The following is a 12,762-nucleotide window of genomic DNA, read 5'->3' as shown; positions in this document are numbered from 1 at the left end:
CGCGCTCAGCCGACGGCGCCGCCCGCGGCGGGCTCGTCCGGCGTCCCGCCCCCGCCCTCGGCCGGGTCGTCGAGCTGCCCGAGCAGCACGCGGCGGATCATGTGCATCGCGACGGTCGTCGTGCGGTCGCGCACGTCGGCGCGGTCGCCGGGCAGGTTCAGCCTGCGCGTCATCCGCCGGCCGTCGGCGAGCGCGACCGAGACCCAGACGAGGCCGACCGGCTTCTCGGGCGTCCCGCCGCCGGGTCCGGCGACCCCGGTGATCCCGACGCCGACGTCGCTGCCCAGGCGCGCGATCGCGCCGTCGGCGAGCTGCTCGGCGACCTCGCGCGAGACGGCGCCGACCCGCTCCAGCGTCTCCTCGGAGACCCCGGCGAGCGCGACCTTGGCGGCGTTCGAGTAGACGACCAGCCCGCCGCGCACGTAGGCGGAGGAGCCGGCGCGGTCGGTCAGCCGCGCGGCGAGGAGGCCGCCGGTGCACGACTCGGCCGTCGCGATCGTGCGCGTCTGCGGGCCGTCGAGCAGCGTCGCGACCTGGGCGTCGATCGTCGAGCCGTCCTCGGAGAAGAGCAGGTCGCCGTGGCGCTCGCGCACGAAGGCGGCGAAGCGGGAGTAGAACGGCTCGGCGGCCGCCTCGTAGCGGGTGGCGATCTCGATCTCGCCTCTGCGCAGGCAGGTCGTGATCTCCAGCGGCGCGAGGTCGAGGCCGTCGCGCTCGGCGGCGAGCAGCGACTCGGCGATCTCCGACTCGGGGATGCCGAACAGCCGCATGATCCGCCACTCGAAGCGGGTCGCGCCGGCGATCGCGGCGCGGAAGGCGTCGGTCTCCTGCGCGGCGCGCCACATCGGCTGCAGCTCGCGCGGCGGGCCGGGGAGCACGAGCACGGTCGGCCCCTCCGCGCCGGTGGCCCCCTCCGGCGACGGCGGCACGACGAGGCCCGGCGCCGTCCCGACCGGCTCCAGCACCGTCGCGCCGCGCGGCACGAGCGCCTGCTTGCGGTTGGAGCGCAGGACCGCCTTGGGGTCGAGGTCGGGCCAGCGCGTCATCAGCGGCCTGAGGATCGCGGCGATGCGGTCGAACAGCGGCCCGTCGAGCTCCAGCTCGCGGCCCTGGAAGCGCGCCACGATCTCGGCCGTGAGATCGTCGGCGGTCGGTCCCAGGCCGCCGCTGGTGACGATCAGGTCGACGCCCTCGCCGGCGAGGAAGCGCAGCGCCGCCAGCAGGTCCTCGGGACGGTCGCCGACGACGACGATGTGGGCGGCGTCGACGCCGATCTCGCGCAGCCGCTCCGACAGCCACGGGCCGTTGCGATCGCTGATGATCCCGCTGAGGACCTCGGTCCCGGTGACGACGATCCCGGCCCGGGCGGCCATCAGCAGACCGGCCGCTCGTTCTCTCCGAGCGGCGTCGCGCCCTGCGGGGTGATCGCGAACCCGATCGGGTCCGAGGACGGCTCGACGGCGACCGCTCTGCCGTTGACTCTCATCTGCACGTTGCCGTTGCCGAGCGTCAGCCGCATCGATCTCGCACGCTGCAGCGGGATCGGCTCGCCGGCGGTGTAGATCGTGCCCGGGATCAGTCTGTTGCCGTCCTGGTCGAACAGGCAGACGTAGACGGTGTCCGTCGCGGTCAGGCGCAGGCCCGCCTGCGTCGGCGCCGGCGCTCTTCTCTGCCGTCTGCGCTGCGCTCTTCTCTGTCTCCCCTGTCTTCTCGGCTGCGCGGGCTGCGTCTGGGCCGGCGTCGTCGCGCTGCCGCCGTCGCCGTCGTCGTCGCCGCCGAGCGAGCCGACGAGGTACAGCGCGGCGGCGATGATCGCCAGCAGGCCGAGCGTGATCAGCCAGCGCGGAGCGCTGCCGCCTCCGCCGCCCAATCCGCGCCCCCCGCCGCGCGACCCGCCGCGGCGGTCGCGGCTCAGCCCCGGGCTGACCGCGCGCAGCTCGCTCTCGCTCGGGCGCTCGTAGCGGAGCTTGTACTCCTCGACCAGCGAGCGGGAGTCGATCCCGAGGTAGTCGGCGTACTCGCGGATGAAGCTCTTGACGAAGGTGGAGCCGGGCAGCAGCTGCCATTCCTCGTTCTCGATCGCGCGCAGGTACTTGGCGCGGATCTTCGTCGCCTGCTCGACCTCGGTGATGTCGATGCGGGCGCGCATGCGCGCCTCGCGCAGAGTGGAGCCGATCTCGGGCATGGAGCGGCGAAGGCTATCGAGCCGGGGCCCGTCCGCTAGTGCCCGTCATCGTCCTCATCGCCGGTGCGACCGGAGTCGCCGCCGGCGCTCGGCGTCGGCAGCGGCATCTGGTCGCCGGGCCGCTCGCCGGGCGGCGGGCCGGCTCTCTCGGCGAGCGCGACGAGGATCCGCGGCACGTCGGCCTCGGTGATCAGCACCTGGCGCGGCTTGGAGCCCTCGTAGCCGGAGATGATCCCGCGCCGCTCCAGCATGTCGATCAGGCGGCCGGCGCGCGTGTAGCCGAGTCGCAGGCGCCGCTGGAGCATCGACGTCGACGCCGTCCCCATCTGCGCGACGAGGCCGATCGCGTCCTCCAGCAGCGGGTCCTCGTCGGGGTCGAAGCCGTCGTCGGCGGCGGCCTCCTCCTCGGCGTCCTCGTCGATCACCTCCTCCAACAGCTCCTCCTGGAACTCGGGCTCGCCCTGCGTGCGCCACTGCTCGGTCAGCTCGGCGATCTGGTCCTCGTCGATGTAGGCGCCCTGGATCCGCTGGAGCTTGGAGGAGCCGACCGGCGAGAACAGCATGTCGCCCTGGCCCAGCAGCGACTCGGCGCCGTTCTGGTCGAGGATCACGCGCGAGTCGGTCTGGGAGGAGACGGCGAAGGCGATCCGCGACGGGACGTTCGCCTTGATCATGCCGGTGATGACGTCGACGCGCGGCGACTGCGTCGCGAGCACCAGGTGGATGCCGACGGCGCGCGCCTTCTGCGCGAGGCGGATGATCGAGTCCTCGACGTCGGCCGGCGCGACCATCATCAGGTCGGCGAGCTCGTCGATCACGCAGAGGATGTACGGCAGGCGGGACTCGCCGCGCTCCTCGCGCCGTCTGTTGAGCTCCGGCAGCGAGCGGGTGCGGGCCAGCGACATGATCCCGTAGCGCTCCTCCATCTCCTTGACGAGGTTCTGGAGCGCGTTGGCGGCCTTGCGCGGGCTGGTGATGACCGGCGTCAGCAGGTGCGGGATCGACTCGTAGTGGTTGAGCTCGACCTGCTTGGGGTCGACCAGCACGAGCTTGACCTCGTGCGGATCGGCGTGCAGCAGGATGCTCGACAGCATCGCGTTGACGCAGCCCGACTTGCCGGCGCCGGTGGTGCCGGCGACGAGCAGATGGGGCATCTTCGCGAGGTCGACGCCGATCGCGCGCCCGGCGACGTCCTTGCCGAGCCAGACGGTCAGGGGGCTCCAGTCCGACGGCGGCTCCTGGAAGACGTCGCCGAGGTGGACGACCCTGCGGCGGGCGTTCGGCACCTCGACGCCGACCGCCTGCTTGCCGGGGATCGGCGCGAGGATGCGCACGTCGGTCGCTGCGAGCGCGTAGGCGAGATCGTCCTTGAGGTTGGCGACCCTGCCGACTCTCGTGCCCGGCGCGAGGCGCAGCTCGTAGCGGGTGATGTGCGGGCCGGCGACCATCCCGACGACTCTCGAGTCGATCTTGAAGTGCTCGAGCGCCTCGACCAGCTGCGCGGCCGTTCTCTCCTGGCCGGCGGTGTCGGGACGGGTCTGCTCCGGCGTCGAGCGCTTCAGGAAGCGGCTGGTCGGGACGCGCCAGACGAAGTCGGGCGAGTCGGTGACCGAGGCGCGGTAGCGGCCCTGCGGGGTGAGGTCGGCGGGGTCGACCGCCGGGCGATCGTCCCCGCCAGCCCCGGTCGTGACGCCGGGCTCGTCGGGCTCCTCCAGCTCCAGCTCCGGTATGTCGGCGTCGTCGTCGTCGGCCGGCCCGTCGTCGTCGCTCGCGTCGACGACCGGCGCCGGCGTCAGCGTAGGGAAGTCGTCGGTCTCGGCCTCGTCGGCGAGCGCCGGCGGCTCGAGCGGGGAGTCGTCGCCTTCGTCGTCGTCCCAGGCGAGCGGCGCCGGCGGCGCGACCGCCGCGGCCTCGTCGTCGCCGTAGAGGTCCGGGTAGCGCTCGGCTCCGTCGAGCGACGGCGCCTCGACGTGGGTCGCGCGGACGACCAGTCTCGACGGCTCGAGCTCGGGCGGCGTGAGCGGCTCGGGGACGCCGGCGAGCGTGCCGTCGTCGGCGGCCTCGCCGCCGGCCGCCTCGTCGTCGGGCGCCGCCACGATCGTGCGGCGTCTGCGCGGCGCGCCGGCCGGCGCGGGCGCGGGCTCCTCGACGTAGCGCGACGGCGCCAGCGTGGCGGCGCGGCGGCCGGTCTCGGCGACGCCCTGGCCGGCCGAGCGCAGCACGCTCGCGATCGTCACGCCGCTCAGCAGCACGAGCGCGGCGAGGAAGAGGAAGATGGCGATGATGTGCGCGCCGACGTCGGAGAAGAGCGTCGAGGCGACCCAGTAGAGCGATTCGCCGATCGCGCCGCCGCGCTCCTTCAGCACCTCGGACTCCCACAGGTCGCTTCCGGGGCGTCCGCCGCCGCCGAGGCCGAGCGTGCCGGCCGCCAGCGACAGCTCGATCGCCCCGAAGAGGCACCAGGCGCCGGCGCGCAGCGGCCTGATGCTGGGGATCAGCGAGCGCGCGATCACGAGCACGCCGCCGAGCACGAGCACGACCGGCGCGGCGTAGGCGACCCGTCCGAACAGCAGCATGAGTCCGTCCTGGAGCCCCTCCCCCAGCTGCCCGCCGGCCGAGCCGGCGTACATCACGAAGGCGAGGAAGACGCCGAGCGCGCCGATCGCGAGCCCGACGAGGTCGATCTGATGCGGTGCGAGCTGAGGGAGACCGAGGCCCGGCGCCGAGGAGCGGCGCGCGCGCGATCTCGCGCGAGATCTCGATCTCGCAGGTCTACGGCGGCTGGTTCTGGCCATCTTCCGGTCTCCGTTCGACACGCGCGCGCGCAGACCTCCCGCAGCTGGCGCACCGGTAACGAATCGCTAAAAACCCGCACGGAGCGGGCCTTTCCCCACTACCATCGAACCTCATGAGCGACTACGCCCGCCCTGCCCGCGTGCTCGTCGTCGAGGACGACGACGAGATCGCCCAGGTCCTCCAGCGCTCGCTGCGGATGGAGGGCTATGACGTGCGCACCGCCGGGGACGGCGTCAGCGCGCTCGACGAGGCGCACTCCTTCCTGCCGGACCTCGTGATCCTCGACCTCGGCCTGCCGAAGCTCGACGGGATCGACGTGGCGAAGACGCTGCGCAGAGGCGACGACGTGCCGATCCTGATGCTGACCGCGCGCGACGCGCTGGAATCGCGCGTCGAGGGGCTCGACGCCGGCGCCGACGACTACCTCGTCAAGCCGTTCGAGCGCCAGGAGCTGCTGGCGCGGCTGCGCGCGCTGCTGCGCCGCCGCCCGCCGCGCGGCTCGGCGCCGCTGACCGTCGGGGACCTGCGCCTCAACCCCGACACGCACGAGGTCCACCGCGGCGAGCGCTCGATCGAGCTGACGCAGCGCGAGTTCGAGCTGCTCGAGTACCTGATGCGCAACGAGCGGATCGTGATCTCGCGCCAGCGGCTGCTGGACGAGGTGTGGGGCTACGACCCCTTCTCGACGACGAACACGATCGAGGTGTTCGTCTCCAACCTGCGACGGAAGCTGGAAGCGGACGGTGAGCCTCGACTCCTCCATACGATCCGCGGCGCAGGCTACGTCCTCCGCGTACCGTAGGGTCCCGACCCGCTGGCGCCTCGCCGGCGGGTCGGCGGCGCTCACGTTCGTGATCCTCTGCGGCTTCGCGATCATCGTCGGCTTCCTGACGACGCGCCAGATCGAGATCCAGTTCAACGACTCGGTCCGCAGAACGGCCCAGTACCTCGCCGAACGCGCCGACGTCCGCTACAGCGACGACGGCTTCTCGGCCTCCTGCGGCAAGCTCGGCGACCTCTCCAGCGGCGAGGGCGCCAAGGTCGCCGTCTACGACCTCACCAACCGCCAGCAGATGTGCGTCTTCGGCAGCTCGCTGGAGAGAGCGCTGGTCCCGCACGAGGGCTCCTATCCGCGCGACGAGGGCGGCTATCGCGTCGAGGCGCGCCAGGTCCAGATCCACCCGATCGGCACGGGGATCCTGCTGTACGCGCGGCCGCTGTCGGCGACGAAGGCGACCGCCGCGAAGGTGCGCGTCTTCCTCGCGCTCGGCGTGCTCGGCGGCACGGCGCTGGCGCTCGCCGCCGGCCTGCTGGTCGCGCGGCGCGCGATGGCGCCGGTGCAGGAGCTGACCGCGACCGCGCGTGAGATCGCCCGCACGCGCGACCCGAGCCGCCACCTGCCGATGCCGGAGGCCGACGACGAGGTCGCCGAGCTGGCGCGGACGCTCGACGGGATGCTGGAGGCGCTCGACGCGGCGCAGAGCGAGACCGAGGCGATGCTCGAGCGCCAGCGCGAGTTCGTCGCCGACGCCTCGCACGAGCTGCGCACGCCGCTGACGAGCGTGCTCGCCAACCTCGAGCTGCTCGAGGAGACGCTGGAGGGCGACGAGCGCGACGCCGCCGCCTCCGCGCTGCGCTCCTCCCGCCGGATGCGCAGACTGGTCGCCGACCTGCTGCTGCTGGCGCGCGCCGACGCCGGCCGCGTCGTCCCCCACCATCCGACCGACCTCGCGCAGATCCTCTTCGACGTCGCGGCCGAGCTGGAGCCGCTGGCGGCGCGCGACGGGCACGAGCTGTCGGTCGACGTCGGCCCGCCCGGCGCGGCCGCGGTCGTCTCCGGCGCCCGCGACGAGCTTCACCGGCTCGCGCTCAACCTGATCGAGAACGCGCTGCGCCACACCCCGCCCGGGACGCACGTCCACGCGGCGCTCGGCGCCGACGACGAGGGCCACGTCGTGCTGACGGTCCAGGACGATGGCCCCGGCATCCCGCCGGAGCTGCGCGCCCGGCTGTTCGAGCGGTTCGTGCGCGGGGCGGGCGACGGCGGCGGCAAGGGCGGCGGCTCGGGCCTCGGCCTCTCGATCGTCCGCGCGGTGGCGGTCTCGCACGGCGGCGACGTCGCCGTCGACGACGCCCCCGGCGGCGGCGCCCGCTTCACCGTCCGCCTGCCGGCGCTGCCGATGCCCCAGCACGCGCCGGTCGCCTGAGCGCGGCCGGCGGCGCGAGGGCGGTTCGCTGAGGCGGCGGCTCAGACCTCGACGACGACCGGCAGCACCATCGGGCGGCGCTTGAGGCGGTCGTAGACGAAGGCGGCGAGGTCGTCGTGCAGCTGCTGCTGGAGCAGGTCGACCTCGCGGACGCTGTCGCGAGCCGCCTGGTCGAGCGACTCCTCGACGGCGCCGCGGATCTCCTCGACGAGGTCGTCTGCCTCCGCCAGGAACGGGACGCCGCGGAAGATCACCTCGGGCGGGGCGACCGACTGGCCGTCCTGCTCGGAGATCGTCGCGACGACGATGAAGATGCCGTCGGCCGACAGCATCCTGCGGTCGCGCAGCGCGACGTCGGCCGGGTCGCCGATGTCGACGCCGTCGACGAAGATCATGCCCGACTGGACCTTGTCGCCCCAGCGCGCGCCGCTCTCGTCGATGTCGAGCGGGAGGCCGTTCTCGCCCTGGAAGATCGCGTCCGGGTCGATCCCGACCGCCTCGGCCAGCTGCGCGTGGAGGTGGATGCGCTTGAAGTCGCCGTGGACCGGCAGCACGTATCTCGGCCGCGTCAGGTTGAGCATCAGCTTCAGCTCCTCCCGATAGCCGTGGCCGGAGGCGTGGACCGGCGCGTCGGCGGTCGTGATGACGTCGCAGCCGATGTGGTAGAGCCGGTCGATCGTCTCGTTGACGGCCCGCTCGTTGCCGGGGATCGGCGTCGCGGAGAAGACGACCGTGTCGCCCTCGTGCAGCTTCACCTGGCGGTGGTCGTTGTGGGCCATCCGCCGCAGCGCCGACAGCGGCTCGCCCTGGGAGCCGGTCGAGATGATCACGATCCGATGGTCGGGGAAGTCGTCGATCTCGCGCGGCTGGATCAGCATCCCCTCCGGCACGTCGATGTGCCCGAGCGAGCGGCCGATGTTGACGTTCTTGCGCATCGAGCGGCCGACCAGCGCGACCTTGCGGTTGAGCGCGGCGGCGGCGTCGACGACCTGCTGGACGCGATGGATGTTCGACGCGAAGCTCGTCACGACGATCCGGCCCTCGCAGCGGCCGAAGACCTCCTCCAGGTGCGGGCCGACGCCGGCCTCCGACGGCGAGTAGCCGTCGCGGTCGGCGTTGGTCGAGTCGCCGCACAGCAGCAGGACGCCCTCTCTGCCGAGCTCGGCCAGCCGCTGCATGTCGGCCGGCCGGCCGTCGACCGGCGTCTGGTCGAACTTGTAGTCGCCGGTCAGCAGCACCGTCCCCAGGTCGGTCGTGATCGCGACCGCGTTCGAGTCGGGGATCGAGTGCGTCATGTGGATCAGCTCGATGTCGAACGGTCCGGCCTCGATCGTCTCGCCGTCGTGGACGTCCTCCAGGACGACGTCTCTGATGCGGTGCTCGTCGAGCTTGGAGCGGGCCATCGCCATCGCGAGCGGGCCGCCGTAGACCGGCGGCGCGTCCTCCAGGCCGAGCTCGCGCAGGACCCACGGCAGCGCGCCGAGATGGTCCTCGTGGCCGTGCGTGATGACGATCGCCTCGACGTCGGAGACGCGGCCGCGCAGGTAGGTGAAGTCGGGCAGGACGAGGTCGATGCCCATCTGCTCGGCGGTCGGGAAGCGCAGGCCGGTGTCGACCACGACGATCCGCTCGTCGTACTCGACGACCGTCATGTTCTTGCCGATCTCGCCCAGGCCGCCGAGCGGCAGGACGCGGAGCGTTCCGTTCGTCATCGATTCTCCTCGCGGTCGCGGGCGGGAGCCCCTGGCGAGCGCTCGCCCGGAAGGCAAGCCGTCAAGGCGCGGCCTTCCGCACTCACGCGGAGGCGGTCGCGAGCAGACCGAGCCGTTCGAGGGCAGTGCGGACGACGGCCGTCTCGCGCTCGTCGGCCTCGACGAGCGGGAGTCGCAGGCCGCCGACGTCGTGGCCGAGCAGGTTGAGCGCGGCCTTGACCGGGATCGGGTTGGTCGTGACGCCCATCGCGGCGTAGACCTCGTGGAGCCGCGCGTCGATCTCGCGCCGTCTGTCGGGCTCGTCGACCATCCGCCGCATCTGCTCGCCGACGACGTGGCTGGCGACGAGGATGCCGCCGGCGCCGCCCATGTCGAGCACGTCGGCGAGCATGTCGTCGTTGCCGGCGTAGATCTCGAGGCCGTCGACCGGCGCGAGGTTGTCGGGGTTGGCCTGCTTGACCGCGACGACGTTGTCGATCTGCGCCAGCTCGGCGAGCAGGTCGTTCGGCATGTCGGTGCCGGTGCGCGCCGGGATGTTGTAGAGCACGATCGGCTTGTCGGTCGCCTTCGCGCACTCCTCGAAGTGGCGGACGATCCCGCGCCGGTTCGGGCGGTTGTAGTAGGGCGTGACGTGCAGCAGCGCGTCGGCGCCGAGCTCGGTCGCGCGCTCGGTCAGGTGGACCGCGTGGCGCGTGTCGTTGGAGCCGACGCCGGCGATCACGGTCGCCGGCTTGCCCTTCATCGCGCCGATGACCAGCTCGATGACGCGGAGGTGCTCATCGTCGGTGAGCGTTGTGGCCTCGCCGGTGGTCCCGCAGACGACGAGCCCGTCGGAGCCGTGCGAGACGAGGTGTTCGGCGAGGCGGACGGTCTGCTCCTCGTCGACGCGCAGCTGCGCGTCGAACGGGGTGACCATCGCGGTGAGGATCGATCCCAGCCCTGACATGCGACTTCGCATTATCGCAAGCGCAGCGCATCGGTGAAGCGCCGCGGCACGCGCGGGGTGCCGACGCGGCCCTCCTCCCACAGCGAGATCACGACCAGCTCGCCGCCGGCGCGGTCGCGGCGGCAGACGAACAGCAGGTCGCGGTCGACCAGGTCGCGGACGTAGACGGAGCCGCGCGCGGCGTTGGCGCCGGGCGGCGGCTGCTCGCTGACGCGGCCGGCCTCCCACGCCCGGCGCACGCGGCCGGCGATCTCCGGTCTGGGGTCGAGCGCGCCGGTGCGGCTGCCGACGCGCTGGCGGAAGCGCTCGACGGCGTGGTCGGTGATGGCGATCAGCATCGCGCTCCAACGTAGCGGGGCGCGCGGCGCGTCGAGCGGCCGCCTCACCCCTCCGCGACGACCCGCCGCACCGCGACCCCGGTCGCGCGCTCGATGCGGCCGGGGAGGTCGCGCGCCAGCCAGCGCGAGCGGCCGGGCGGGTGGGTCGCGAGCACGATCTCGTCGAACTCGCCGGGATCCCACGCCTGCGTCACCGCGACGAGCGGGTCGGCGTCGCCGAGCTGGCCGGCGACGTCGAGGCCGGCGCCCCTCAGCCGCTCGACCGCGTCGACCAGCCGCCGCGCCCGCTCGCAGGCGTCGCCGTCGCCGGGCAGCAGCAGCGTGAACTCGGCCGGCCCCGCGGCGGCGCGCGCGAGCAGCGCGCCGCGCAGCGCATCCGAGAGGGCGGTGCGACCGGCGACGACGAGAACGTGGCGGGTGACCTCCGCCATTGCGCTCCTTCCCCGACTCACGCTGAACAGAGAAGCGGACGATAGCCGGGTCGGCCGTGCCGCGGCAACCGCCCCGCGGCGCGCGGCGGCCCTCGACTCGCCGGCCGCGCCGGCCGCGCGCGCCTCTACAGGAAGTGCTCGAGGCCGACGAGCGGCGAGGAGTCGATCGCGGCGACCCTGCGGACCGCCAGCAGCACGCCGGGCATGAACGAGACGCGGTCGATCGTGTCGTGGCGGATCGTCAGCGTCTGGCCGAGGTCGCCAAGGATGACCTCCTGGTTGGCGACCATGCCCGGCAGGCGGACCGAGTGGATCGGCGGCTGCTCTCCCCCGCTCGCGGCGGCCATCAGCTCGGCGGTGCGCGCGGCGGTGCCGGACGGCTTGTCGAGCTTTCTGTCGTGGTGCAGCTCGATGATCTCGGCCTTCGCCATGTGCTTGGCGGCCTCGGCGGCGAATCTCATCATCAGCACCGCGCCGATCGCGAAGTTCGGAGCGTAGAAGGCGTTGGCAGTGGAGGCGGCGCTCGCCTCGCGCAGCGGCTCGATGTCGAAGCCGGTCGTGCCGATCACGACGTGGACGCCGGCCTCCAGGCACTGGAGCGCGTTCGGCAGCGCCGTGTCGGGCCGCGTGAAGTCGACGACGACCTCGGCGTCTCCCAGCACCTCGGCGAGCGTCGTGCCGAGCGCCGGGTCGGCGCGGCCGGTCAGCTCCATGTCCTCGGCGCCGTTCACGGCGTCGCAGACGGTCGATCCCATGCGGCCGGCGGCGCCGGCGACAGCGACTCGGATCAAGGTCAGGCCCTCGCTGGTTGTGGTGAGAGCGGCCCCAGCGCCGCTCTGAAGACGTCCTCGTCGGGGCCGATGCCGGCGGTCGACAGGCGCTCGACCGCGAACAGCTCCTCGGCCAGCTCGGCGACCGTGTCGAGCGCGACGGCGTCGATCCGCTCGACGACCTCGTCGACCGACAGCAGCGGCGTGTCGTTCAGCAGCGCCGAGCCGAGCTTGTTCATGCGCGCGCCGGTCGACTCCATCGACAGCACGACGCGGCCCTTCAGGTTCTCCTTCGCGCGCGCCAGCTCGTCGGCCGAGGCCGGTTCGCGGCGCAGCCGCTCCAGCTCTCTGGCGACGACCTCCATCGCCGGCGCGAGGTTGTCGCCGCGCGTGCCGACGTAGAGGCCGACCTGGCCGGTGTCGGAGAACTGCGCGGTGAACGAGTAGACCGAGTAGGCGAGCCCGCGCCGCTCGCGCACCTCCTGGAAGAGGCGCGACGAGGAGGTCCCGCCGAAGATCGTGTCGAGCACGCGCAGCGCGAATCGCCGCTCGTCGTCGCGCGCGATCCCGGTGCCGCCGAGGCAGACGTGGTACTGCTCGGTCTCCTTGCGCTCGAACAGCGCGCGCGGGGCATGCGCCGCCGGCGCGGCGCTCGGCCGCGGCGCGTCGGCGCTGCGACCGCCGTTCGGCACGCGCCCGGAGGCCCACTCGACGAGCTGGTCGTGGTCGACCGCGCCCGCCGCCGCGATCACGACGTTGGAGGCGACGTAGCGCGAGTCGTGGAAGGCGCGGATCGCGTCGATCGGCGCGCCCGCGACGACGTCGGCGGAGCCGATGATCGAGCGGCCGAGCGGGTGGTCGCCGAAGACGGCGGTGCCGAGCACGTCGAAGACCTTGTCCTGCGGGTCGTCCTCGTACATCGCGATCTCCTCGAGGATCACCTCCCGCTCGCTGTCGACGTCGTCGAGCGCCGGTCTGAAGACCATGTCGCTCATCACGTCGAAGGCGAGGTCGAGGTGCTCGTCGATCACGCGCGAGTAGACCGAGGTCGTCTCCTTGCCGGTGCCGGCGTTCAGCTCGGCGCCCATGCCGTCGAAGATCTGGTCGATCTCCAGCGATCTGTACTTCGCGGTGCCCTTGAAGAGCAGGTGCTCGATCAGGTGCGAGAGCCCCGCCTGCGCGTCGCTCTCGCCGCGCGAGCCGGTCCCGATCCAGTAGCCGAGCGAGACGGACCGGACGGAGGGCACCGCCTCCGTCACGATCCGCACGCCCGAGCTCAGCTCGGTGATCCGGTGGTCACTCATGTCCACGTCGCATCGCAGCTCCGCCGAAGCGGCGGTCGGCGCGCGCAGCCGCGGAGCTCGCGATGCGACGCAC

11 protein-coding genes are annotated in these 12,762 nt (G+C 72.9%); 2 read left to right on the top strand and 9 right to left on the bottom strand.

Annotation, left to right across the window (positions count from 1 at the left end):
* Positions 1 to 5: 5 nt before the first annotated feature.
* From BDZ31_RS15010 to BDZ31_RS15000, 3 genes are read right to left on the bottom strand one after another with little or no spacing between them, the layout of a single operon-like run.
* A complete protein-coding gene (locus BDZ31_RS15010; RefSeq protein ID WP_183343153.1) occupies positions 6 to 1,373 on the bottom strand; it encodes a competence/damage-inducible protein A in 1,368 nt (455 codons plus the stop codon).
* Complete coding sequence (locus BDZ31_RS15005; RefSeq protein WP_183343152.1) at positions 1,373 to 2,185, bottom strand: helix-turn-helix domain-containing protein; 813 nt, start codon at positions 2,183 to 2,185, stop codon at positions 1,373 to 1,375. Before BDZ31_RS15005 ends, BDZ31_RS15010 begins: the two co-directional genes overlap by 1 nt.
* A gap of 35 nt (positions 2,186 to 2,220) precedes the next feature.
* Entirely contained in the window at positions 2,221 to 4,980 is a 2,760-nt protein-coding gene (locus tag BDZ31_RS15000) for a DNA translocase FtsK (protein ID WP_183343151.1), read from the bottom strand.
* A 113-nt stretch (positions 4,981 to 5,093) separates the two neighbouring features.
* Here BDZ31_RS15000 and BDZ31_RS14995 point away from each other — a divergent pair, with 113 nt between their 5' ends.
* Together BDZ31_RS14995 and BDZ31_RS25040 are read left to right on the top strand one after the other, a co-directional pair.
* Complete coding sequence (locus BDZ31_RS14995; protein ID WP_183343150.1) at positions 5,094 to 5,783, top strand: response regulator transcription factor; 690 nt, start codon at positions 5,094 to 5,096, stop codon at positions 5,781 to 5,783.
* Positions 5,725 to 7,188 (top strand): ATP-binding protein, encoded by a 1,464-nt coding sequence (locus BDZ31_RS25040; RefSeq protein WP_183343149.1) that lies wholly within the window; start codon positions 5,725 to 5,727, stop codon positions 7,186 to 7,188. The genes BDZ31_RS14995 and BDZ31_RS25040 overlap by 59 nt, the downstream gene beginning before the upstream one ends.
* A gap of 41 nt (positions 7,189 to 7,229) precedes the next feature.
* Here BDZ31_RS25040 and BDZ31_RS14985 read toward each other — a convergent pair whose 3' ends face one another.
* The 6 genes from BDZ31_RS14985 to BDZ31_RS14960 form a co-directional block, all read right to left on the bottom strand.
* On the bottom strand, positions 7,230 to 8,900 hold the full coding sequence (locus BDZ31_RS14985) for a ribonuclease J (protein ID WP_183343148.1): 1,671 nt from the start codon (positions 8,898 to 8,900) through the stop codon (positions 7,230 to 7,232).
* 82 nt (positions 8,901 to 8,982) lie between these two features.
* Positions 8,983 to 9,846, bottom strand: a complete 864-nt coding sequence (gene dapA / locus BDZ31_RS14980) for a 4-hydroxy-tetrahydrodipicolinate synthase (protein WP_183343147.1) — start codon at positions 9,844 to 9,846, stop codon at positions 8,983 to 8,985.
* 11 nt (positions 9,847 to 9,857) lie between these two features.
* On the bottom strand, positions 9,858 to 10,184 hold the full coding sequence (locus BDZ31_RS14975; protein WP_183343146.1) for a hypothetical protein: 327 nt from the start codon (positions 10,182 to 10,184) through the stop codon (positions 9,858 to 9,860).
* A gap of 44 nt (positions 10,185 to 10,228) precedes the next feature.
* On the bottom strand, positions 10,229 to 10,615 hold the full coding sequence (locus tag BDZ31_RS14970; protein WP_183343145.1) for a hypothetical protein: 387 nt from the start codon (positions 10,613 to 10,615) through the stop codon (positions 10,229 to 10,231).
* Positions 10,616 to 10,740: 125 nt separating this feature from the next.
* The gene (locus tag BDZ31_RS14965; protein WP_183343144.1) at positions 10,741 to 11,406 is read right to left on the bottom strand and encodes a 4-hydroxy-tetrahydrodipicolinate reductase; all 666 of its coding nucleotides are present in this window, start codon (positions 11,404 to 11,406) and stop codon (positions 10,741 to 10,743) included.
* 2 nt (positions 11,407 to 11,408) lie between these two features.
* Positions 11,409 to 12,689, bottom strand: a complete 1,281-nt coding sequence (locus BDZ31_RS14960) for a M16 family metallopeptidase (protein WP_183343143.1) — start codon at positions 12,687 to 12,689, stop codon at positions 11,409 to 11,411.
* Positions 12,690 to 12,762 lie beyond the last annotated feature (73 nt).

Origin of the sequence: Conexibacter arvalis (assembly GCF_014199525.1) — a bacterium.
Classification (GTDB): Bacteria; Actinomycetota; Thermoleophilia; order Solirubrobacterales; family Solirubrobacteraceae; genus Conexibacter; species Conexibacter arvalis.
Note: the sequence above shows the minus strand (reverse complement) of the source record. Positions and strands in the feature narration are given on the sequence as shown.